19 protein-coding genes are annotated in these 22,781 nt (G+C 53.5%); 14 read left to right on the top strand and 5 right to left on the bottom strand.

The window, feature by feature from the left end; translation table 11 throughout:
* Together KQJ18_RS24645 and thiQ are read left to right on the top strand one after the other, a co-directional pair.
* Positions 1-117, top strand: a 117-nt coding sequence (locus KQJ18_RS24645; RefSeq protein ID WP_253297473.1) for a hypothetical protein, incomplete at its 5' end; no start/stop codon positions are given.
* The gene (gene thiQ, locus KQJ18_RS09490; RefSeq protein ID WP_038637159.1) at positions 101-808 is read left to right on the top strand and encodes a thiamine ABC transporter ATP-binding protein ThiQ; all 708 of its coding nucleotides are present in this window, start codon (positions 101-103) and stop codon (positions 806-808) included. The genes KQJ18_RS24645 and thiQ, both read left to right, overlap by 17 nt.
* 38 nt (positions 809-846) lie before the next feature.
* Here thiQ and KQJ18_RS09495 read toward each other — a convergent pair whose 3' ends face one another.
* Both KQJ18_RS09495 and araC read right to left on the bottom strand, forming a co-directional pair.
* Complete coding sequence (locus KQJ18_RS09495; RefSeq protein ID WP_038637157.1) at positions 847-1,614, bottom strand: DedA family protein; 768 nt, start codon at positions 1,612-1,614, stop codon at positions 847-849.
* A gap of 119 nt (positions 1,615-1,733) precedes the next feature.
* Entirely contained in the window at positions 1,734-2,579 is an 846-nt protein-coding gene (gene araC, locus KQJ18_RS09500; protein ID WP_006686679.1) for an arabinose operon transcriptional regulator AraC, read from the bottom strand.
* A gap of 340 nt (positions 2,580-2,919) precedes the next feature.
* On the opposite strand from araC, the gene araB reads away from it, so the two are divergent.
* The 3 genes from araB (at position 2,920) to araD (ending at position 6,935) form a co-directional block, all read left to right on the top strand.
* A complete protein-coding gene (gene araB, locus KQJ18_RS09505) occupies positions 2,920-4,629 on the top strand; it encodes a ribulokinase (protein WP_069324067.1) in 1,710 nt (569 codons plus the stop codon).
* Positions 4,630-4,639: 10 nt separating this feature from the next.
* Entirely contained in the window at positions 4,640-6,142 is a 1,503-nt protein-coding gene (gene araA / locus KQJ18_RS09510) for an L-arabinose isomerase (RefSeq protein ID WP_216421881.1), read from the top strand.
* 97 nt (positions 6,143-6,239) lie between these two features.
* On the top strand, positions 6,240-6,935 hold the full coding sequence (gene araD / locus KQJ18_RS09515; protein ID WP_216421882.1) for an L-ribulose-5-phosphate 4-epimerase: 696 nt from the start codon (positions 6,240-6,242) through the stop codon (positions 6,933-6,935).
* 42 nt (positions 6,936-6,977) lie between these two features.
* On the opposite strand, the gene KQJ18_RS09520 is transcribed toward araD, so the two are convergent.
* Positions 6,978-7,361: a DUF4751 family protein gene (locus KQJ18_RS09520; protein ID WP_038637140.1), complete on the bottom strand. Its 384-nt coding sequence runs from the start codon at positions 7,359-7,361 to the stop codon at positions 6,978-6,980.
* A gap of 597 nt (positions 7,362-7,958) precedes the next feature.
* Between KQJ18_RS09520 and polB the strand changes: the two genes are divergently transcribed.
* From polB to rluA, 3 genes are all read left to right on the top strand, one after another.
* Positions 7,959-10,310: a DNA polymerase II gene (polB, locus tag KQJ18_RS09525; RefSeq protein WP_216421883.1), complete on the top strand. Its 2,352-nt coding sequence runs from the start codon at positions 7,959-7,961 to the stop codon at positions 10,308-10,310.
* A 176-nt stretch (positions 10,311-10,486) separates the two neighbouring features.
* On the top strand, positions 10,487-13,393 hold the full coding sequence (gene rapA / locus KQJ18_RS09530) for an RNA polymerase-associated protein RapA (protein WP_038637132.1): 2,907 nt from the start codon (positions 10,487-10,489) through the stop codon (positions 13,391-13,393).
* 11 nt (positions 13,394-13,404) lie between these two features.
* Positions 13,405-14,064, top strand: a complete 660-nt coding sequence (rluA, locus tag KQJ18_RS09535) for a bifunctional tRNA pseudouridine(32) synthase/23S rRNA pseudouridine(746) synthase RluA (RefSeq protein ID WP_038637129.1) — start codon at positions 13,405-13,407, stop codon at positions 14,062-14,064.
* 173 nt (positions 14,065-14,237) lie between these two features.
* Here the strand turns inward: rluA and djlA are convergent, their stop codons facing one another.
* Complete coding sequence (djlA, locus tag KQJ18_RS09540) at positions 14,238-15,053, bottom strand: co-chaperone DjlA (protein ID WP_003845702.1); 816 nt, start codon at positions 15,051-15,053, stop codon at positions 14,238-14,240.
* Positions 15,054-15,308: 255 nt separating this feature from the next.
* Here djlA and lptD point away from each other — a divergent pair, with 255 nt between their 5' ends.
* From lptD to apaH, 6 genes are read left to right on the top strand one after another with little or no spacing between them, the layout of a single operon-like run.
* Positions 15,309-17,663: an LPS assembly protein LptD gene (lptD, locus tag KQJ18_RS09545; RefSeq protein WP_216421884.1), complete on the top strand. Its 2,355-nt coding sequence runs from the start codon at positions 15,309-15,311 to the stop codon at positions 17,661-17,663.
* A 52-nt stretch (positions 17,664-17,715) separates the two neighbouring features.
* Positions 17,716-19,002 carry a peptidylprolyl isomerase SurA gene (gene surA / locus KQJ18_RS09550; RefSeq protein WP_038637121.1) on the top strand — a complete coding sequence of 429 codons (1,287 nt, stop codon included), beginning with the start codon at positions 17,716-17,718 and terminating at the stop codon, positions 19,000-19,002.
* Entirely contained in the window at positions 19,002-19,994 is a 993-nt protein-coding gene (pdxA, locus tag KQJ18_RS09555; RefSeq protein WP_199979745.1) for a 4-hydroxythreonine-4-phosphate dehydrogenase PdxA, read from the top strand. Before surA ends, pdxA begins: the two co-directional genes overlap by 1 nt.
* Positions 19,987-20,808 carry a 16S rRNA (adenine(1518)-N(6)/adenine(1519)-N(6))-dimethyltransferase RsmA gene (gene rsmA, locus KQJ18_RS09560; RefSeq protein WP_005124503.1) on the top strand — a complete coding sequence of 274 codons (822 nt, stop codon included), beginning with the start codon at positions 19,987-19,989 and terminating at the stop codon, positions 20,806-20,808. Before pdxA ends, rsmA begins: the two co-directional genes overlap by 8 nt.
* Positions 20,809-20,810: 2 nt before the next feature.
* Complete coding sequence (gene apaG / locus KQJ18_RS09565) at positions 20,811-21,188, top strand: Co2+/Mg2+ efflux protein ApaG (protein WP_038637116.1); 378 nt, start codon at positions 20,811-20,813, stop codon at positions 21,186-21,188.
* 10 nt (positions 21,189-21,198) lie between these two features.
* Entirely contained in the window at positions 21,199-22,047 is an 849-nt protein-coding gene (gene apaH / locus KQJ18_RS09570) for a bis(5'-nucleosyl)-tetraphosphatase (symmetrical) ApaH (RefSeq protein ID WP_038637114.1), read from the top strand.
* Between the two features lie 90 nt (positions 22,048-22,137).
* On the opposite strand, the gene folA is transcribed toward apaH, so the two are convergent.
* Positions 22,138-22,617 carry a type 3 dihydrofolate reductase gene (folA, locus tag KQJ18_RS09575; protein WP_003018873.1) on the bottom strand — a complete coding sequence of 160 codons (480 nt, stop codon included), beginning with the start codon at positions 22,615-22,617 and terminating at the stop codon, positions 22,138-22,140.
* Positions 22,618-22,781: the final 164 nt, after the last annotated feature.

A 22,781-nucleotide genomic window follows, 5' to 3' on the forward strand; every position in this document is an offset into this window, starting at 1 on the left:
ATTGGATCTTATCGCAGTCAGGATGGCGCGGTTACGGCGCTCTTGCTGCTGATCCTGTGTTTTACGCTGTTTACCGTTATTGAGAAATTGCCGGGTAGAAATGTTAAAACTGATTGATATCACATGGCTTTACCACCATTTGCCCATGCGCTTTACGCTGTCAGTCTCGCGCGGTGAGCAGGTCGCAATACTCGGGCCCAGCGGTGCCGGGAAAAGTACGTTGCTGAATCTGATTGCCGGCTTTCTTGCGCCTGCCAGCGGCACAATGATGATTGAAGGTGAAGATCACACCGCAACGCCCCCTTCGCGTCGTCCCGTCTCCATGCTGTTTCAGGAAAACAATCTGTTCAGCCATCTGAGCGTGTGGCAAAACATCGGTCTGGGTCTTGATCCGGGATTAAAACTGAACGCATCGCAGCGGGAAAAAATGCGCCACATCGCCCGGCAAATGGGGCTCGATTCACTGCTGGAGCGACTCCCCGGTGAGCTTTCCGGCGGGCAGCGACAACGTGTGGCGCTGGCGCGTTGTCTGGTGCGGGAGCAACCCATTTTGCTGCTCGATGAACCGTTCTCTGCGCTCGATCCCGCGCTGCGTCAGGAGATGTTAACCCTGGTCGCCGAGGTCTGCCGTGATAAGCAGCTTACGCTGCTGATGGTTTCCCACAGCGTCGAAGATGCGGCGCGAATTGCGCCCCGGTCAATCGTGGTCGCCGACGGACGCATTGCGTGGCAAGGCAAAACAGACGAGCTACTAAGCGGTCAAGCCAGCGCCTCAGCGCTGTTAGGCATCAAGCCTCATATTTCGTAGGCCGGATAAGGCGAAGCCGCCATCCGGCAAAGGAATCGCTAGTAACCCACAACTTTGCGCAGAATATCGATATATACCGGCATCAGCGGGTGACGCAACAGCGCCACCAGCGCGACCACGCCGATCCCGAGCGTCAACGGCGCCAGATACAGTAAACGGCTGCGGGGGAAATACGCAGTTAAACGATCGACTGCCGCTTTGCCGCTGCGCCACAGCCGCCAGCATAACCAGCCTCCAACCCACAGCAGCAACGCCGTCGCCAGCAGCAGCCATTTGAAATCTCCGCTCTGCATATCGGAAGGAATATCGATTGCCGCGCCCGCCAAAATACCCGGCAGGAAATAGAACGGCGGCCACAGCACGCAGCCAATAATATTCGGGACTATAAATTTTGCGACAGGCAGATCCAGCATACCCGCCACCATCGGCACCAGCGGACGCGTTGGGCCGACAAAACGGCCCACCAGAATGGTAAACATGCTGTGCTGATGCAGCGCATGCTCGGTTTTATCCAGCAGCGCCTTGTTCTTTTTCATGAACGACCAACGGTGCAGCGGCTTTTTAAAGCGCCAGCCCAACCAGAAGGAGATCCAATCCCCCAACAGGCAACCGACGATGCCCGCAAGCCAGGCATGCCAGAAATTCAGTTCGCCACTGCCAATCAGCGCCCCCAGCCCCGCCATCATCACGGTGCCAGGCAGAATCAGACCAACCAGCGCCAGAGACTCCAAAAAGGCCACCAAAAGTACGGCGATCAGAGAGTACAGGGCGGACTGGAGAATAAAGTGTTCCAGCAATGCTTGCATAATGTGTCCGTCAGATTTACGAAGCAGGGATTTTGATAACCCTTCTCAACTTCGTCAAGCCATCAATTGTCTGAATAGATTGCCAGTTATGACAACTTTCAGGACACATCATTCACTTTTTATTCACATCCAGCACGGAACTCGCTCGGACTGGCGCCGGTACATTTTTTGAAAACGCGAGAGAAATAGAGCTGGTCATCAAAGCCGACGTTGCGACCCACCGTGGCGATAGGCATTCGCGTGGTACTCAGCAGTAGCTTCGCCTGACTGATTCGCTGATCCTCACGCCAGCTTAATACGCTGATGCCCAATTGCTGGCGGAACAGGTGTGACAAACGGGAAGGCGACAGGCAGACATGCTGTGCGACGCTGGCAATATCAAAATTGCTGTCCGCCAGATGATCGCTAATGTACTGACAGGCATCACGAACGCGGTTGTCCATTGGCGGGTGCAGCGACTCATTAATGGCTTCCATACGTCGGAGTAACAATTGCTCCAGCAAATTAATCGCCAGCAGTTCGGAATAGCGTCCCTCTCCCTGCCCGGCATTGATGATCTGCCCAAACAGTTCGTTGAAATGCGGTTGATGCGCTTCATCAGGGCGAAAGAAACCGGTCTGGGCAAAAATGGCCGGCCAGGCCAGCCACTCCTGCCAGTAAGCGCGTGGCCGGAAGTAGACCCACTGGTGATACCACTCGCTGGCGTCAGGATGGCGTCCGTAGTGGTGAATTTCGCCAGGCGGAAACAGCAAAATATCGCCAGGTCGACAGACAAACTGCTTGCCCTGATTGTTAATGACCCCTTCCCCACGAATAGTGAGATTGAGGATATAGCCTTTCATCCCCAGCGGCCTGTCGATAAAAAAATCCAGGTATCCGTTCGCCTCAATGGGGGTCAATCCAGCCACCAAATGTGCGTTAAACGAATAGCCCGGCAGGAGGGGATCGTTTTGCGTTTCAGCCATAATTTCAATACTCCCTGGGTTCTGCTAAGAAACAATTTGTCCATATTACGCCAGACATCATCGCCGTCGTCCCGGCGGGCCACAGTTGTTTGCGGTAATGGACCATCAACCCCGCTTGTGAAAAGCAATTTGTAAAAAACATGTACCACGCCAACGTCAAAATCGGCTAACAAAAGTGTCTATAACTACGGCAGAAATGTCCACATTGATTATTTGCACGGCGTCACACTTTGTGATGCCACAGCATTTTAGTCCATAAGATTAGCGAATCCTGCCTGACGGTTTTTATCCCTGGTCACTACTGTTTATCCATACCCGTATTTTTGGATGGAGTAAGACGATGGCGATTGCAATTGGCCTCGATTTTGGTAGTGATTCGGTACGCGCTTTGGCGGTGGAATGTGCCACTGGTGAAGAAATCGCCACCAGCGTTGAGTGGTACCCACGTTGGCAGGAAGGGCAGTTTTGCGACGGCCCAAACAACCAGTTTCGCCATCATCCGCGCGACTACATTGAATCCATGGAAGCGGCGCTGAAAACCGTACTCGCCGAACTGAGCGCGGAACAACGCGCAGAAGTGGTCGGGATTGGCGTTGACAGTACCGGCTCAACCCCGGCGCCTATCGATGCCGACGGCAACGTACTGGCGCTGCGCCCGGAGTTCGCGGAAAACCCGAATGCGATGTTTGTTCTGTGGAAAGATCACACTGCGGTAGAAGAAGCCGAAGAAATTACTCGCCTGTGCCACACGCCGGGCAAGATCGATTACTCCCGCTATATTGGCGGTATTTATTCCAGCGAATGGTTCTGGGCAAAAATCCTGCACGTGACTCGCCAGGACCACGCGGTCGCCGAGGCGGCGGTCTCATGGATTGAGCTGTGTGACTGGGTTCCGGCCCTGCTCTCCAATACTGTGCGCCCCCAGGATATTCGTCGCGGTCGCTGCAGCGCCGGGCATAAATCCCTGTGGCATGAAAGCTGGGGGGGGCTGCCGCCAGCCAGTTTCTTTGACGAACTCGACCCCATCCTCAACCGCCATCTGCAATACCCAATGTTTAGCGATACCTTCACGGCGGACCTGCCGGTTGGCACTCTGTGTGCCGAGTGGGCGCAGCGCCTGGGTCTATCGGAAAGCGTGGTGATTTCAGGCGGCGCTTTTGACTGCCATATGGGCGCGGTCGGCGCAGGCGCACAGCCCAATACGCTGGTGAAAGTTATCGGCACGTCTACCTGCGACATTCTGATTGCCGATAAACACAGCGTTGGCGAACGCGCGGTGAAAGGCATTTGCGGGCAGGTTGATGGCAGCGTGGTGCCGCATTTTATCGGTCTGGAAGCGGGGCAATCTGCTTTCGGCGACATCTATGCCTGGTTTAGCCGCGTGTTGAGCTGGCCGCTGGAACAGCTTGCCGCGCAGCACCCGGAACTGAAAACCCAGATTAAAGCCAGCCAAAAACAGCTGCTGCCAGCGCTCACCGAAGCCTGGGCGAAAAATCCGTCGCTGGATCACCTGCCGGTGGTGCTCGACTGGTTTAATGGTCGTCGTACGCCGAATGCCAACCAGCGTCTGAAAGGCGTCATTACCGACCTGAATCTGGCAACCGATGCGCCAGCGCTGTTCGGCGGTCTGATTGCCGCCACGGCCTTTGGCGCGCGCGCCATCATGGAATGCTTCACCGAACAAGGCATTGCGGTTAACAACGTCATGGCGCTCGGCGGTATCGCGCGTAAAAACCCGGTCATCATGCAGGCCTGCTGCGACGTGCTAAACCGTCCGCTACAGATTGTCGCTTCAGACCAGTGCTGCGCGCTCGGTGCGGCTATCTTCGCCGCCGTTGCCGCGCAGGTCCATGCAGACATTCCAGCCGCCCAGCAACACATGGCGAGCGCAGTAGAAAAGACGATGCAACCTCGCCCAGAACAGGCTCAACGTTTTGAACAACTTTACCGCCGCTACCAGCAGTGGGCGGTAAGCGCTGAACAACAATACCTTCCGACTGCCGCTCCGGCGCAACAAGCCCCGGTAGACCTGGCAACCCTGACTCATTAAGGACACGACAATGACAATTTTTAATAACTATGAAGTGTGGTTTGTGATTGGTAGCCAGCACTTGTATGGCCCGGAAACCCTGCGTCAGGTAACCCAACATGCCGAGCACGTTGTTAACGCACTGAATACGGAAGCTAACCTGCCCTGCAAACTGGTGTTAAAACCGCTGGGTACTTCACCTGACGAAATTACCGCTATCTGTCGTGATGCCAACTATGACGATCGCTGCGCAGGTCTGGTGGTCTGGCTGCACACCTTCTCTCCAGCCAAAATGTGGATTAACGGTCTGACTATCCTCAATAAGCCGCTGATGCAGTTCCACACCCAATTCAACGCCGCCCTGCCGTGGGACAGCATTGATATGGACTTTATGAACCTGAACCAGACCGCACACGGCGGTCGCGAATTCGGCTTCATCGGTGCGCGTATGCGTCAGCAGCACGCCGTGGTCACCGGCCATTGGCAGGATAAGCAGGCGCACGGGCGTATTGGCTCCTGGATGCGCCAGGCGGTGTCCAAACAGGATACCCGCCATCTGAAAGTCTGCCGTTTTGGCGACAACATGCGCGAAGTGGCGGTCACTGACGGCGATAAGGTTGCCGCACAGATCAAATTCGGCTTCTCGGTAAATACCTGGGCCGTGGGCGACCTGGTGCAGGTAGTGAACGCAATTAGTGACGGCGAAATCAACGCGCTGATCGACGAGTATGAAAGCACCTACACCATGACGGCGACCACACAAGTCCATGGTGAGAAACGTCAGAACGTACTGGAAGCCGCCCGAATTGAACTGGGAATGAAGCGCTTCCTTGAGCAGGGCGGATTCCACGCCTTCACGACGACATTTGAAGATTTGCACGGCCTGAAACAACTTCCGGGTCTGGCCGTACAGCGTCTGATGCAGCAAGGCTACGGCTTTGCGGGCGAAGGCGACTGGAAAACCGCCGCTCTGCTTCGCATCATGAAGGTGATGTCAACCGGTCTGCAGGGCGGCACCTCATTTATGGAGGATTACACCTACCACTTCGAGAAAGGCAACGATCTGGTGCTCGGCTCACACATGCTGGAAGTGTGCCCGTCAATCGCTGTGGAAGAGAAACCGATCCTCGACGTTCAGCACCTCGGTATTGGTGGTAAAGACGATCCTGCCCGTCTGATCTTCAACACCAAAACTGGCCCGGCAGTGGTCGCCAGCCTGATCGATCTCGGCGATCGTTATCGCCTGCTGGTTAACTGCATCGACACGGTGCAAACGCCGCACGACCTGCCGAAACTGCCGGTGGCGAACGCATTGTGGAAGGCCCAGCCGGATCTACCAACCGCATCTGAGGCCTGGATCCTTGCCGGCGGCGCGCACCACACCGTCTTCAGCCATGCGCTGGATCTGAACGATATGCGCCAGTTCGCTGAAATGCACGATATCGAGATCGCAGTGATCGATAACGAGACCCGTCTGCCGGCCTTTAAGGACGCGCTGCGCTGGAACGAAGTGTATTACGGGTTCAAACGTTAATTGGTGAAACGGATTGCCCGGTGGCATTTCATTTACCGGGCCTACAAATCACCGTAGGCCGGATAAGCGAAACGCCATCCGGCATTCAGGAGTTTACATGCTAGAAGATCTTAAACGTCAGGTACTGGAAGCGAATCTGGCACTGCCCAAGCACAACCTGGTGACGCTGACCTGGGGTAACGTTAGCGCCGTCGATCGCGAACGCGGCGTGTTTGTGATTAAACCTTCCGGTGTCGATTACAGCGTCATGACCGCAGACGATATGGTTGTTGTCAGTATCGCCACCGGGGAAGTCGTTGAAGGCACGAAAAAGCCCTCCTCCGATACCCCAACGCACCGTTTGTTATATCAGACATTCCCGACCATTGGCGGCATTGTTCATACCCACTCGCGCCACGCGACAATCTGGGCGCAGGCGGGTCAGTCGATTCCGGCGACAGGCACCACCCATGCGGACTATTTCTACGGCGCCATTCCCTGCACACGTAAAATGACCGAGGACGAAATCAACGGCGAGTATGAGTGGGAAACCGGTAATGTGATCGTTGAAACCTTTGAGAAACAAGGGATTGACGCAGCGCAGATGCCAGGCGTACTGGTGCACTCTCACGGTCCGTTCGCCTGGGGAAAAAATGCCGAAGATGCGGTGCATAACGCCATCGTGCTGGAAGAAGTCGCCTATATGGGGATATTCTGCCGCCAACTCGCGCCGCAGTTGCCGGATATGCAACAAACCCTGCTGGATAAACACTACCTGCGTAAACATGGCGCAAAAGCCTATTACGGTCAGTGAAATGACGCCAGGCGCGTCCGGAAACAATGACGCGCCTTCTTATTATTGAGTTATATATTCCGCAAACGTACTTCGATACACACAATTATTAGCACAAACGTATTTAATCACATTATCATAATGTCCCAGCGCCTCTTCGCCATCCAGAGAATGAAAGAAAATATAATCTGCAATTGTTGACTGCCAGCGTTGGCCGTTCAACAGATAATTAATAACCGTATCACGATGCCCATTTATTCTGTCCTGTCCTTGCCAGTGAAAGAAGGCATTCCCACGATCAATAATCTCAGAGCGCCAGATTTGACCTGACCATGTTCTATACTCAATGTATTGACTTACCGACTTAATAGTCGGGTTAGATAGCTGAGTATTAACAAATAAATAGTGGTCATATCCTACCTGTAACGCCTGAGTATAAACATTCATAACACCTCTCCATTTCACAACACACCCAAGCTATTGATATAAAACACCCGAGCCGCCAGATGAATAAAAATTACATCAGGAGATAAAAATCAAATTATGCAGAGAGATATTCCCGACGAAATCGTACCGAAAATCTGTTTTTATCCAGACAATAGTAATCCAATAATATATATTATATTCAACCTGACAACCCGAATGCTTCGATTAAAATAGTTACACTAACCATGAATAAAAACAAATTAAAAAAAGTGTAATTTTTTCTGAACCGAGGGGTAAGTAACAGAATGGGTTGAGCACTATTCTGAAAATGTGAAAAAACTCCTGAAGCAGACTATCAATTTATGGAAAACACATAATCAAAAAGTAGTAATTTAAATAAATAATCAAAACAGACTAATCAAATAATTTACGGAAGTATAACCAGAAACTGTATTCATAAATTAAATAGTTCGACACTGAAATTTTGTACCCGAAAAGAATTTTACTGTCACTGCTACTGCATCTTACCGCGACTTTTATCTTACAACTGTACAAAATAACAGTACAATCGTGCAATCCAGGCTATAATCATGCCTGGTTTTTTAATGGATACACAGCGTGGCGCAGGCAGGCTTTATTTTAACCCGGCACTGGCGGGACACCCCGCAGGGAACTGAGGTCTCATTCTGGCTGGCGACAGACGACGGGCCGCTGCTGGTCACGCTCGCGCCTCAGGAATCCGTCGCGTTTATACCTGGCAGTCAGGTTCCGCGCGTTACATCATTATTACGTACAGAGAACGGCTATCGCCTGACGCCGCTTCAGCTACAAGATTTCCACCGCCAGCCCGTTTCGGGTCTGTATTGCCGCTCCCACCGCCAGCTTATGCGGCTGGAAAAACTCCTGCGCGAAAACGACATCACCGTTTATGAGGCTGACGTACGCCCGCCAGAGCGATATCTGATGGAGCGCTTTATCACGTCCCCGATCTGGGTCGAAGGCGACAAACATAACGGCACGCTGATTAATGCCCGCCTTAAGCCAAACCCGGACTATCGACCGCCGCTAAAATGGGTATCGCTGGATATCGAAACCACGCGGCATGGTGAACTCTACTGCATCGGTCTTGAAGGCTGCGGGCAGCGTATTGTCTACATGCTCGGCCCGGCAAACGGCGATGCCTCGGCGCTGGATTTTGAACTTGAGTACGTGGCTAGCCGACCGCAGTTGCTGGAAAAGCTCAACAACTGGATTGCCCGTCACGATCCCGATGTCATCATTGGCTGGAATGTGGTGCAATTCGATTTACGCGTCCTGCAAAAGCATGCCGAACGTTATCGCATCTCCCTGCGTTTTGGTCGTGATAATAGCGAACTGGAGTGGCGAGAGCATGGCTTCAAAAACGGCATGTTCTTCGCGCAGGCCAAAGGTCGACTGATCATAGACGGCATTGAAGCGCTCAAATCCGCATTCTGGAATTTCTCGTCATTCTCGCTGGAAACGGTGTCGCAAGAATTGCTGGGCGAAGGAAAATCGATTGATAACCCGTGGGACCGAATGGACGAAATTGACCGTCGGTTTGCCCAGGATAAACCCGCGCTCGCCACCTACAATCTCAAAGACTGTGAGCTGGTCACGCGCATTTTTCATAAAACCGAGATCATGCCTTTTCTGCTGGAGCGCTCGACGGTCAACGGTCTGCCGGTCGACCGTCACGGTGGTTCGGTTGCCGCCTTCGGCCACCTCTACCTTCCGCGCATGCACCGGGCGGGTTACGTGGCGCCAAATCAGGGGGAAGTTCCCGCGCACGCCAGCCCCGGCGGCTATGTGATGGACTCGCGCCCGGGATTGTACGACTCCGTTCTGGTGCTGGATTACAAAAGCCTGTACCCCTCAATTATTCGTACATTTTTGATCGATCCGGTGGGGCTTATCGAAGGGATGGCGCACCCGGATCGGGAGCACAGCACCGAAGGTTTTCTTGACGCCTGGTTCTCACGCGAAAAACACTGCCTGCCGGAGATCGTTACTCAGATCTGGCACGGGCGTGAAGAAGCAAAACGCCACGGGAATAAACCGCTCTCGCAGGCGCTGAAAATTATCATGAATGCGTTTTACGGCGTACTGGGTACTACCGCCTGTCGCTTTTTCGACCCGAGACTGGCCTCATCAATCACGATGCGCGGCCATGCGATCATGCGCCAGACCAAAGCGTTAATTGAGGCTCAGGGTTACGACGTTATCTATGGTGATACCGACTCGACCTTTGTCTGGCTTAAAAAGGCGCACTCAGAAGATGATGCCGCCCGGATTGGCCGGGAGCTGGTGAGCCATGTCAACTCGTGGTGGGCGCAATCGCTAAAGCAACAAAATCTGACCAGCGCGCTGGAGCTGGAGTTTGAAACCCACTTTTGTCGCTTTCTGATGCCGACTATTCGCGGTGCGGATACCGGTAGTAAAAAGCGTTACGCCGGGATGATTCAGGAAGGGGCTGAACAACGCATGGTGTTTAAGGGACTGGAAACGGTTCGCACCGACTGGACACCGCTGGCGCAACAATTCCAGCAGGAGCTGTACCTGCGAATTTTTCGTAACGAGCCGTATCAGGAGTTTGTCCGCGAGACCATCGACCGTCTGATGGCAGGTGAACTGGATGCACAACTGGTGTACCGCAAACGCCTGCGCCGCCCGTTAAGTGAATACCAGCGTAATGTTCCGCCACACGTCCGCGCGGCACGACTGGCTGATGAACAGAATATAAAACGAGGTCGCGCGCCACAGTACCAAAACCGTGGCACCATTAAATATGTCTGGACAGTAAACGGCCCTGAACCTGTGGATTATCAGCAATCTGCTCTCGATTATGAGCACTATCTGACCCGTCAGATACAACCGGTTGCCGAGGGAATACTTCCCTTTATCGATGATAACTTTGCTACACTACTCACAGGGCAACTGGGGTTATTTTGACGCGTGACGAAACCGCCGCCATCCAGTACCATAGCGCCCTTTCCATTCCTGGACCCATTTAACACCACTACCACTGATTTATTAGCCTGGTAGCGGGGTCGTATGCTCTCAAAAACCGGGTTAGTCCGGAAAATGACGAGTATTGCCTGCAATTAAAGATATAGAGCCGAACATATATGCCTTTTACACTTGGTCAACGCTGGATCAGCGATACAGAAAGCGAACTGGGACTTGGTACTGTTGTCGCCATGGATGCGCGAACCGTCACTTTACTTTTCTCATCGACGGGCGAAAACCGTCTGTATGCGCGCAGTGATTCTCCCGTGACCCGCGTGATGTTCAATCCTGGCGATACGATAACGAGCCATGAAGGCTGGCAACTGCATGTCGATGAAGTAAAAGAAGAAAACGGCCTGCTTGCCTATATCGGAACCCGCCTTGATACCGAAGAAACCGGTGTAACGCTGCGTGAAGTGTTGCTCGACAGTAAACTGGTATTCAGCAAACCACAGGATCGCCTGTTTGCCGGTCAGATTGACCGTATGGACCGCTTTGCGCTGCGCTATCGCGCGCGTAAATTTCAGAGCGAACAGTACCGTATGCCATGGAGTGGTTTGCGCGGCCAACGTACCAGCCTGATCCCCCACCAGCTCAACATTGCTCATGATGTTGGTCGTCGTCACGCCCCGCGCGTTTTGCTGGCTGACGAAGTGGGTTTAGGTAAAACCATTGAAGCCGGGATGATCCTGCATCAGCAACTGCTTTCCGGCGCCGCTGAACGCGTACTGATCATCGTCCCGGAGACGCTACAGCACCAGTGGCTGGTCGAAATGCTGCGCCGTTTCAACCTGCGTTTTGCGCTGTTCGATGATGAGCGTTATGCAGAAGCGCAACACGACGCCTACAACCCATTTGAAACCGAACAGTTAGTTATCTGTTCGCTGGACTTTGCCCGTCGCAGTAAACAGCGTCTGGAGCACCTGTGTGACGCCGAATGGGATCTGCTGATTGTCGATGAAGCCCATCACCTGGTATGGAGCGAAGATGCGCCCAGCCGCGAATATATGGCCATTGAACAGTTGGCTGAACGCGTACCGGGTATCCTGCTGCTGACCGCTACGCCAGAACAACTGGGTATGGAAAGCCACTTTGCACGTCTGCGCCTGCTGGATCCAAGCCGTTTCCACGATTTCGCCCAGTTTGTTGAAGAGCAAAAAAATTACCGTCCGGTCGCTGATGCCGTCGCCATGCTACTGGCTGGCAATAAGCTGAGTAACGATGAGCTGAACATGTTAGGCGACATGATTGGCGAGCAGGATATTGAGCCATTATTGCAGGCAGCAAACAGCGACAGCGAAGACGCCCAGAGCGCGCGTCAGGAACTGGTTTCGATGCTGATGGACCGCCATGGCACCAGCCGTGTGCTGTTCCGTAACACCCGTAACGGTGTGAAAGGCTTCCCGAAACGCGAACTGCATACCATCAAATTACCGTTGCCGACCCAATACCAGACCGCGATAAAAGTCTCCGGCATTATGGGCGCGCGTAAGAGTGCGGAAGACCGGGCTCGCGACATGCTCTACCCGGAACAGATTTATCAGGAATTCGAAGGCGACACCGGCACCTGGTGGAACTTTGATCCGCGCGTGGAATGGCTGATGGGCTACCTGACCAGCCACCGTTCGCAAAAAGTGCTGGTTATCTGCGCGAAAGCGACCACCGCGCTGCAACTGGAGCAGGTCCTGCGCGAACGCGAAGGGATCCGCGCCGCCGTGTTCCATGAAGGAATGTCGATTATTGAACGTGACCGCGCGGCGGCCTGGTTTAGCGAAGAAGATAGCGGCGCCCAGGTGATGCTGTGTTCTGAAATCGGCTCAGAAGGGCGTAACTTCCAGTTCGCCAGCAACCTGGTGATGTTCGACCTACCGTTCAACCCGGACCTGCTGGAACAGCGTATTGGTCGTCTGGACCGTATCGGCCAGGCACATGATATTCAGATCCACGTACCGTTCCTGGAAAAAACCGCGCAATCCGTGCTGGTGCGCTGGTACCACGAAGGTCTGGATGCGTTCGAACACACTTGCCCAACCGGACGTACTATCTATGACACGGTATACAACAATCTGATTGGCTTCCTGGCTGAGCCGGAAAATACCGATGGCTTTGATGACCTGATCAAAACCTGCCGTGAGCAGCACGAGGCGTTGAAAGCCCAACTGGAGCAAGGCCGCGATCGCCTGCTGGAAATTCACTCCAATGGTGGTGAAAAAGCTCAGCAACTTACCGAAAGTATTGAAGAGCAGGATGACGACACCAGCCTGATCGCCTTTGCCATGAACCTGTTTGATATCGTTGGTATTAACCAGGATGACCGTGGCGACAATTTAATCGTACTGACGCCGTCCGATCATATGCTGGTACCGGATTTCCCTGGCCTGCCGGAAGATGGCTGCACCATTACGTTTGAACGAGATGTCGCCCTGTCGCGTGAAGACGCGCAGTTTATTACCTGGGAGCATCCGCTGATCCGCAATGGTCTGGATCTGATCCTGTCCGGCGACACCGGAAGCAGCACTATTTCTTTATTGAAAAACAAAGCGTTACCGGTCGGCACTCTGCTGGTTGAACTGGTTTACGTTGTAGAGGCGCAAGCGCCGAAACAGCTGCAGTTGAACCGCTTCCTGCCGCCAACGCCGGTACGCATGCTGCTGGATAAAAACGGCAATAACCTTGCCGCGCAGGTTGAATTCGAAACCTTTAACCGTCAGCTCAGCGCCGTTAACCGCCACACCGGCAGCAAACTGGTCAACGCCGTGCAGCAGGATGTTCATGCCATCCTGCAGTTGGGTGAGGCGCAGGTGGAAAAATCCGCCCGTGCGCTGATCGACGCGGCGCGCAAAGAAGCGGATGAGAAGCTGACAGCAGAACTGTCGCGTCTGGAAGCCCTACGTGCCGTTAACCCGAACATCCGTGATGACGAACTGAGCGCCATTGAAAGCAACCGCCAGCAGGTGTTGGAAAGCCTGGAGCAGGCGGGCTGGCGTCTGGATGCCCTGCGTCTGATCGTCGTGACGCACCAGTAACGGAGCCATACATGGGGATGGAAAACTACAATCCGCCGCAGGAACCCTGGCTGGTTATCCTGTATCAGGATGAGCACATTATGGTGGTCAACAAGCCGAGCGGCTTGTTGTCCGTGCCGGGTCGTCTGGATGAGCACAAAGACAGCGTGATGACGCGTATTCAACGCGACTACCCACAGGCTGAATCCGTACATCGTCTGGATATGGCAACCAGCGGCGTGATTGTAGTCGCGCTAACTAAAGCGGCAGAGCGTGAACTCAAACGCCAGTTTCGCGAGCGAGAACCGAAAAAGCAGTATGTCGCACGCGTATGGGGACATCCGGCGCCTGCCGAGGGACTGGTTGATTTACCGCTGATTTGCGACTGGCCGAACCGACCAAAGCAGAAAGTGTGTTATGAGACCGGGAAATCCGCGCAGACCGAGTATGAAGTGGTCGAGTTCGCGGCGGATAACACCGCCCGGGTGGTGCTCAAACCCATAACCGGACGCTCCCACCAGTTGCGTGTGCATATGCTGGCATTAGGACATCCGATCCTCGGCGACCGCTTCTACGCTCCGCCAGAAGCCCTGGCGTTAGCGCCACGCCTGCTGCTGCACGCAGAGATGTTAACCATCACTCATCCCGCATACGGCAACAGCATGACGTTTAAAGTCCCGGCGGATTTTTAAAACGTTGCTGGGGACGCATTTCGTTTTTGCTTTGTGTCTCTATTTATAGACACAAATCATTCGAGATGCATCGAGGCGGCAAACGAAGAAATCCCCAGGAGCATAGATAACTATGTGACTGGGGTTTCACAGTGCAGCCAACAAAGAGGCAGCTTGAAGGATGCCGTGTATATTTACTTGAAGCCTTTCTGTTCTTTGATTAGCTCATACGCCTTCTGAATTTCCTGCGCCTTCTGCTTAGCCATCTCCATCATTTCTGGCGGCAGCCCTTTCGCCACCAGTTTGTCCGGATGGTGTTCGCTCATTAGTTTACGATAAGCGCGCTTAATGGTGGTCGCATCGTCGGTTGTTTTTACACCGAGAACATTGCAGGCGTCTTCCAGCGTCGGGCCTCGTTGCGCCTGCTGCCAGCCGCCACCACCGGACTGCTGCTGATATCCGCCGCCGAACTGTGCCCCGCCCTGCATCATGCGCAGAAACTGATCAAACTGGGTGCGCGAAATCCCCAACTCTTCAGCAATCACATACAGCACTTCACGCTCGTTAGGGTGCAATGACCCGTCGGCAAATGCCGCCTGGATCTGAATCTCCAGAAACATGCGGATCAGATCGAATCGACCAAAACAGACGCTGCGAAACTGACGCATCTTTTCACGTAACGGGTAATTGTCTGATTTTCCCACCCGGAAGGCGTGTTGCGCGGCAGTACGGGAATCACCGTGCAAATTCATCCGATCCATCAACTGGCTGGCGATATGAATATCGGCTTCCGTGACGCGACCTTTGGATTTAGTCAGATGTCCCATTACCTCAAAAGTGGTGGCAAAAAAAAGCGCCTGGCGTTCACGTTGGTTGGCAAACCACGCCATTTTGCGCATACGGGCTTTGTCGAACATGTGGCCGACTAACAGGCCCAGAACCACACCCCAGAAGCCGCCGCCCATCATTAAAGCCACGGCTACACCAATTATCTTTCCCCAATACTGCATAGACTCCCCAAATCTTTGTGCTCTCAGCCAGGCTATGTCCCACAATATAAGCTGCTTTTACCGTTTTACGGCTGCGGTCAATTGTGGGACATCGCCTATAATTTGCATTATCATACCTGTCATTCAATGCCGTGCCTAACACCACGGATGCCTAAATGGGCAGGATTAACACTAGCGCAGTGAAGATGAGATAAGTTAGGCTGTGACCGTTTGTCACGCGCGACGCTACCGATGATGGAACAATAAATACAACGTATGAAAAAACGTATTCCCACTCTTCTGGCCACCATGATTGCCAGCGCCCTTTATAGCCAACAGGGCCTGGCAGCCGATCTCGCCTCACAGTGTATGCTGGGCGTGCCGAGCTATAACCGTCCTCTGGTGAAGGGCGAAACCAATGAATTACCCGTCACCATTAATGCCGACAACGCGAAAGGGAATTACCCGGATGACGCGGTGTTTACCGGCAACGTGGATATTGCGCAGGGTAATAGCCGCCTGCAGGCCGACGAAGTTCAGCTTCACCAGAAGCAGGCAGAAGGTCAGCCGGAGCCAGTACGAACCGTCGATGCGTTGGGTAATGTCCACTACGATGACAATCAGGTGATTCTGAAGGGACCGAAGGGCTGGTCTAATCTGAATACCAAAGATACCAACATCTGGGAGGGGGATTACCAGATGGTAGGTCGTCAGGGACGCGGGAAAGCCGACCTGATGAAACAGCGTGGGGAAAACCGTTATACTATTCTGGAAAACGGTAGCTTTACCTCCTGTCTGCCCGGTTCCGATACCTGGAGCGTCGTCGGTAGCGAAGTCATCCACGATCGTGAAGAACAGGTCGCGGAAATCTGGAACGCCCGGTTTAAACTGGGTCCGGTTCCGGTCTTTTACAGCCCCTATTTACAGTTGCCCGTCGGCGATAAGCGCCGTTCCGGTTTCCTGATCCCGAACGCAAAATACTCTACTAATAACTATTTTGAGTTCTACCTCCCGTACTACTGGAACATTGCGCCCAATATGGACGCCACCATCACGCCGCATTATATGCACCGTCGTGGCGGCATCATGTGGGAGAACGAATTCCGCTACCTCACCCAGGCGGGCGCTGGCCTGATGGAGTTTGACTATCTGAACTCCGATAAAGTGTACGAGGATGATAATCCGAAGGACAGCAACTCACGCCGCTGGCTGTTCTACTGGCAGCACTCAGGCGTCATGGACCAGGTGTGGCGTTTCAACATCGACTACACCAAGGTCAGCGATACCAGTTACTTTAATGATTTTGATAACAAATACGGCTCCAGTACCGACGGCTACGCCACGCAGAAATTCAGCGTCGGCTATGCGGTACAGAACTTTGACGCCACGGTTTCGACCAAGCAGTTCCAGGTCTTCGATTCCGCAAACAGTAACAGTTACTCTGCGCAGCCGCAGTTAGACGTCAACTATTACCAGAATGACGTCGGTCCGTTTGATACCCGTATTTATGGCCAGGCGGTCCATTTCGTTAATACCAATGACAACATGCCAGAAGCAACGCGTGTTCACCTTGAACCGACCATCAACCTGCCGTTGTCGAATAACTGGGGCAGTATCAATACCGAAGCGAAACTGCTGGCTACGCACTATCAGCAGACCAATCTGGATTGGTACAACACCAATAACGCCACCAAGCTGGATGATTCCGCCAACCGCGTCATGCCGCAGTTTAAAGTTGACGGCAAGATGGTATTCGAGCGTGATATGCAAATGCTGGCGCCGGGATATACCCAGACGCTGGAGCCGCGCGCCCAGTACCTGTACGTCCCGTATCGCGACCAAAGCCATATCTATAACTATGACTCGTCCCTGCTGCAATCTGACTACAGCGGCCTGTTCCGCGACCGTACTTATGGCGGTCTGGACCGTATTGCTTCCGCTAACCAGGTAACGACCGGGGTCACATCTCGCGTTTATGATGACGCGGCCGTTGAACGTTTTAATATTTCTGTGGGTCAAATCTACTATTTCACTGAGTCTCGCACTGGCGATGACAACATTAAATGGGAGAATGACGACAAAACGGGTTCGCTGGTCTGGGCGGGAGACACCTACTGGCGCATCTCCGATCGCTGGGGTTTGCGTAGTGGGATTCAGTACGACACGCGTCTGGATAGCATCGCCACCAGCAGCAGCAGTATCGAATACCGCCGCGACGAAAACCGTATGCTGCAGTTGAACTACCGTTATGCCAGTTCAGAGTATATCCAGGCAACCCTGCCTTCTTACTACTCGACGGCCGATCAGTATAAGAACGGGATTTCGCAGGTGGGCGCAGTGGCAAGCTTCCCGATCGCCGATCGCTGGTCGATTGTCGGTGCTTACTACTTCGATACCAACGTGAACAAAGAAGCAGACTCCATGCTGGGCTTACAGTACAACTCCTGCTGTTACGCCATTCGCTTCGGCTACGAACGTAAGCTGAACGGTTGGGATGACACCCAGAAACACGCAGTTTATGACAACACGATCGGCTTTAATATCGAACTCCGCGGCCTGAGCTCCAACTACGGTCTCGGCACCAACCAAATGTTGCGTTCGAACATTTTGCCGTATCAAAGCTCTTTGTGATCTGATTAATTTACACGTAATCCGCATTGCGGTTAATTGAAATGGAAAAAGTATGAAGAACTGGAAAACGCTGCTTCTCGGTATCGCCATGATCGCGAATACCAGTTTCGCTGCCCCACAGGTAGTCGATAAAGTCGCAGCCGTCGTCAATAACGGCGTCGTTCTGGAAAGCGACGTCGATGGCTTAATGCAGTCAGTAAAACTTAATGCGGGTCAGGCTGGTCAGCAGTTACCAGACGACGCCACGCTGCGTCATCAGATCCTGGAACGTTTGATCATGGATCAAATCATCCTGCAGATGGGTCAGAAGATGGGGGTGAAAATTTCTGACGAGCAGTTGGATCAGGCTATCGCCAACATCGCCAAGCAGAACAACATGACGCTGGATCAGATGCGCAGCCGTCTGGCACAGGATGGCTTGAGCTATTCGACCTATCGGAGCCAGATCCGCAAAGAGATGACCATCTCCGAAGTACGTAACAACGAAGTTCGCCGTCGCGTCACCATTTTGCCGCAGGAAGTGGATGCCCTGGCGCAGCAGGTTGGCAACCAAAACGATGCCAGCACCGAGCTGAACCTGAGCCACATTCTGATCCCATTACCGGAAAACCCAACGTCAGAGCAGGTAAACGCGGCTGAAAGCCAGGCACGCTCTGTTGTTGATGAAGCGCGTAACGGTAGCGATTTCGGCAAACTGGCCATCACTTACTCCGCAGATCAGCAGGCGCTGAAAGGTGGCCAGATGGGTTGGGGACGTATTCAGGAACTGCCGGGCATCTTTGCTCAGGCGTTAAGCACCGCGAAGAAAGGCGATATCATCGGCCCTATTCGTTCAGGCGTGGGTTTCCACATCCTGAAAGTCAACGACATGCGTGGTCAAAGCCAGAGCATCTCCGTGACTGAAGTGCACGCCCGCCATATTCTGCTGAAGCCATCGCCGATCATGACCGATCAACAAGCGCGTCTGAAGCTGGAACAAATCGCGGCAGATATTAAGAGTGGTAAAACCACCTTCGCGGCAGCAGCAAAAGAGTTTTCTCAGGATCCCGGTTCTGCCAACCAGGGCGGCGATCTGGGCTGGGCTGCAGCGGATATTTTCGATCCTGCTTTCCGCGATGCGCTGACCAAACTTAACAAAGGCCAGATGAGCGCCCCGGTGCATTCCTCTTTCGGTTGGCATCTGATCGAACTGCTGGACACGCGTAATGTGGATAAAACTGACGCAGCGCAGAAAGACCGTGCCTACCGTATGCTGATGAACCGTAAATTCTCGGAAGAAGCAGCGACCTGGATGCAGGAACAGCGCGCCAGTGCATACGTTAAAATTCTGAGCAACTAATGACTCGTATTCAACGCGTTGTCATCACTCCCGGCGAACCCGCCGGGATTGGCCCAGACCTCATGGTTCAGCTCGCACAGCGTGAGTGGCCCGTAGAACTCGTCGTCTGTGCGGATGCCGCTCTACTCAGTGACCGGGCAGCGATGCTCGGTTTACCGCTTTCACTCCTCCCCTACTCTTCAGATACTCCAGCCAGACCGCAATCAGCAGGTACGTTGACGCTGTTACCGATTGCGCTACGAGCGCCTGTAGTCGCAGGTCAGTTGGCGGTAGAAAATGGGCAATATGTCGTGGATACGCTGGCTCGCGCCTGTGATGGTTGTCTGCAAGGTGAATTTGCGGCGCTGATTACCGGTCCGGTCCACAAGGGCGTAATCAATGACGCTGGCGTGCCGTTTACCGGGCATACCGAGTTTTTTGAAGAGCGCTCACAGGCAAAGAAAGTGGTGATGATGCTGGCGACGGAGGAGCTGCGCGTGGCGCTGGCCACCACGCATTTGCCGCTCAGAGCCGTTGCCGACGCCATTACGCCCGCCCTGTTGCAGGAAGTGATCGGCATTCTGCATCATGATTTGCGCACCAAATTTGGCATTGCCGATCCGCATATTCTGGTGTGCGGTCTTAACCCGCATGCTGGTGAAGGCGGTCATATGGGGACGGAAGAGATAGACACCATCATTCCGGTCCTCGATGCACTGCGTACGCAGGGGATGAAACTAAACGGCCCACTGCCAGCAGATACGCTGTTTCAGCCCAAATATCTCGACCACGCGGATGCCGTATTGGCAATGTACCACGATCAGGGCCTCCCCGTGCTAAAATACCAGGGATTTGGTCGCGGGGTGAATATCACGCTGGGCCTGCCCTTTATTCGCACATCTGTCGATCACGGCACCGCGCTTGAACTTGCGGGTCGTGGGCAAGCAGATGTCGGCAGTTTTATTACGGCGCTTAATCTCGCCATCAAAATGATTGTTAATACTAATGAATAATCGAGTCCATCAGGGCCACTTAGCCCGTAAACGTTTCGGGCAAAACTTCCTTAACGATCAGTTTGTGATCGAAAGTATTGTCTCTGCTATCAATCCGCAGAAGGGTCAGGCAATGGTCGAAATCGGCCCGGGCCTGGCAGCATTGACAGAGCCAGTAGGCGAACGTCTGGACAAGCTCACGGTTATTGAACTGGACCGGGACCTTGCCGCGCGCCTGCAAACTCACCCGTTTTTAGGGCCAAAGCTGACGATTTATCAGCAAGATGCCATGACGATGAACTTCGGCGAACTCGCACAAACGATGGGCCAGCCGCTGCGCGTTTTCGGCAACCTGCCGTACAACATCTCCACGCCGCTGATGTTCCATCTTTTTACCTATACTGATGCCATTGCCGACATGCATTTCATGTTGCAAAAAGAGGTGGTCAATCGTCTGGTTGCAGGGCCAAACAGTAAAGCGTATGGTCGATTAAGCGTCATGGCGCAATATTATTGCAATGTGATCCCGGTACTCGAAGTACCGCCATCCGCATTCACGCCTGCGCCTAAAGTCGATTCCGCCGTTGTGCGTCTGGTTCCTCATGCGACGATGCCGTATCCGGTTAAAGATGTCCGCGTGCTGAGCCGTATTACCACCGAAGCGTTTAATCAGCGCCGTAAAACGGTACGTAACAGCCTCGGCAACCTGTTTAGCGTTGAGGTCCTGACCGAGCTGGGTATTGATCCGGCGATGCGAGCGGAAAATATCTCTGTCGCGCAATACTGCCGGATGGCTAACTATCTGTCAGAAAACGCGCCATCGAAGGAGAGTTAAAGATGATCAATTCGCCCCGAGTGTGCATTCAGGTACAAAGCGTCTACATTGAGGCGCAATCCTCACCTGATGATGAACGTTACGTTTTTGCTTATACCGTGACTATCCGCAATTTGGGGCGAGCGCCTGTGCAACTGTTGGGGCGTTATTGGTTGATCACTAATGGTCATGGCCGCGAAACCGAAGTTCAGGGCGAAGGTGTGGTTGGCGTTCAGCCCCACATCGCACCTGGCGAAGAGTATCAGTACACCAGCGGAGCGGTAATTGAAACACCGCTGGGCACCATGCAGGGTCATTACGAAATGATCGATGAACAAGGCATCGCCTTTACCATCGACATTCCCGTGTTTCGGCTCGCCGTTCCAACACTCATTCACTAAAACAATAACTATGGCGACATACCTTATTGGCGACGTTCACGGTTGTTACGATGAACTGATCGCCTTGCTGCACCAGGTAGACTTCAACCCCGAACAAGACACCCTATGGCTCACTGGCGATCTGGTCGCGCGTGGGCCGGGCTCTCTGGACGTTTTACGCTACGTGAAATCGCTGGGCGATAGCGTGCGGTTAGTCCTTGGCAATCACGATTTGCACCTGCTGGCCGTATTTGCCGGTATCAGTCGTAACAAACCGAAAGACCGGCTCACACCGCTGCTCGAAGCACCGGACGCGGATGAGTTGCTTAATTGGTTACGCCGCCAGCCGCTCTTGCAGATTGATGAAGAGAAGAAGCTGGTGATGGCGCATGCCGGTATTACCCCACAATGGGATCTGCAGACAGCGAGGAATTGCGCCCGCGATGTTGAAGCCGTATTGTCGAGCGACTCTTATCCCTTCTTCCTCGACGCCATGTATGGCGACATGCCAAACAACTGGACACCGGAACTCACGGGACTGGCGCGCCTGCGTTTTATTACCAACGCATTTACCCGCATGCGCTACTGCTTCCCCAACGGTCAGTTGGATATGTACAGCAAAGAGTCGCCAGAAGATGCGCCAGCCCCACTGAAGCCCTGGTTTGCCATTCCTGGACCGGTCAGTGAAGCCTATAGCATTGCTTTCGGGCACTGGGCATCGCTGGAGGGGAAAGGCACGCCTGAAGGTATCTACGCGCTGGATACGGGATGTTGCTGGGGGGGAGACCTCACCTGTCTGCGCTGGGAAGACAAACGGTACTTTGTACAGCCATCAAATCGCCATCTGAATCTGGATCCCGGCGAGGCGGTCAACGCCTGATAGTCGTTTGCCGGATGCGGTGCTCGCACCTTATCCGGCCTACATTAGTTGGATGAAAAGGCGTTTCGCCGCCATCCGGCGCTTACGGTATTAACGACGTTCCAGAATCTCGAAGCAGTAGCTGTGGGAGTTTTGTGCGTCGGCATCGTGAAATTCGCTAAACACCGATTCCCAGTCGTCCGGTTCGTAGTCCGGGAAATGCGTATCCCCTTCAACTTCCGCATCAATGTGTGTCAGATACAGTTTTTGCGCTTTCGGCAGGAACTGCTCATACACGCGTCCACCGCCAATCACCATAATTTCAGGTTCATCGCCGCAGGCCGCTATTGCTTCATCAACAGACTTCACCCACTGCACGCGATCGTCGGTGCCTGGCTTGCTGCTGATGACAATATTTTTACGCCCTGGCAACGGTCGCCCGATGGATTCCCAGGTATGGCGTCCCATGACAACCGGCTTGTTTAAGGTATTACGTTTAAACCAGGCGAGATCGGCAGGTAGGTTCCATGGCATGGCGTTTTCCATACCGATGACGCGATCTACCGCTAACGCCGCAATCAGACTGATCATTGAATGTTTCCCGGATACAAAAAAATTGTCGCCACTATACGGAAAGCGCAATCTTTCGTCGACTGGCGGAAAGAGGATGAGCATGAAAATTTTCCGTTCTGCTGGCGAACCGACCTATTTAAGGTGGTACGCCAGCATTACAGTAGTTCAAAAACAGCCAATTA

The sequence above is a fragment of the Citrobacter sp. S55_ASV_140 genome (genome assembly GCF_018919505.1).
GTDB classification, from domain to species: Bacteria; Pseudomonadota; Gammaproteobacteria; order Enterobacterales; family Enterobacteriaceae; genus Citrobacter; species Citrobacter werkmanii.

Excerpts from the sequence above, each read along its gene's own strand:
- surA (WP_038637121.1), top strand. The coding sequence starts at position 17,716 with ATGAAGAACTGGAAAACGCTGCTTCTCGGTATCGCCATGATCGCGAAT.
- rsmA (WP_005124503.1), top strand. The coding sequence starts at position 19,987 with ATGAATAATCGAGTCCATCAGGGCCACTTAGCCCGTAAACGTTTCGGG.
- KQJ18_RS09495 (WP_038637157.1), bottom strand. The coding sequence starts at position 1,614 with ATGCAAGCATTGCTGGAACACTTTATTCTCCAGTCCGCCCTGTACTCT.
- djlA (WP_003845702.1), bottom strand. The coding sequence starts at position 15,053 with ATGCAGTATTGGGGAAAGATAATTGGTGTAGCCGTGGCTTTAATGATG.
- araD (WP_216421882.1), top strand. The coding sequence starts at position 6,240 with ATGCTAGAAGATCTTAAACGTCAGGTACTGGAAGCGAATCTGGCACTG.
- apaH (WP_038637114.1), top strand. The coding sequence starts at position 21,199 with ATGGCGACATACCTTATTGGCGACGTTCACGGTTGTTACGATGAACTG.
- apaG (WP_038637116.1), top strand. The coding sequence starts at position 20,811 with ATGATCAATTCGCCCCGAGTGTGCATTCAGGTACAAAGCGTCTACATT.
- rapA (WP_038637132.1), top strand. The coding sequence starts at position 10,487 with ATGCCTTTTACACTTGGTCAACGCTGGATCAGCGATACAGAAAGCGAA.
- araA (WP_216421881.1), top strand. The coding sequence starts at position 4,640 with ATGACAATTTTTAATAACTATGAAGTGTGGTTTGTGATTGGTAGCCAG.
- KQJ18_RS09520 (WP_038637140.1), bottom strand. The coding sequence starts at position 7,361 with ATGAATGTTTATACTCAGGCGTTACAGGTAGGATATGACCACTATTTA.
- folA (WP_003018873.1), bottom strand. The coding sequence starts at position 22,617 with ATGATCAGTCTGATTGCGGCGTTAGCGGTAGATCGCGTCATCGGTATG.
- thiQ (WP_038637159.1), top strand. The coding sequence starts at position 101 with ATGTTAAAACTGATTGATATCACATGGCTTTACCACCATTTGCCCATG.
- lptD (WP_216421884.1), top strand. The coding sequence starts at position 15,309 with ATGAAAAAACGTATTCCCACTCTTCTGGCCACCATGATTGCCAGCGCC.
- araC (WP_006686679.1), bottom strand. The coding sequence starts at position 2,579 with ATGGCTGAAACGCAAAACGATCCCCTCCTGCCGGGCTATTCGTTTAAC.
- rluA (WP_038637129.1), top strand. The coding sequence starts at position 13,405 with ATGGGGATGGAAAACTACAATCCGCCGCAGGAACCCTGGCTGGTTATC.
- pdxA (WP_199979745.1), top strand. The coding sequence starts at position 19,002 with ATGACTCGTATTCAACGCGTTGTCATCACTCCCGGCGAACCCGCCGGG.
- araB (WP_069324067.1), top strand. The coding sequence starts at position 2,920 with ATGGCGATTGCAATTGGCCTCGATTTTGGTAGTGATTCGGTACGCGCT.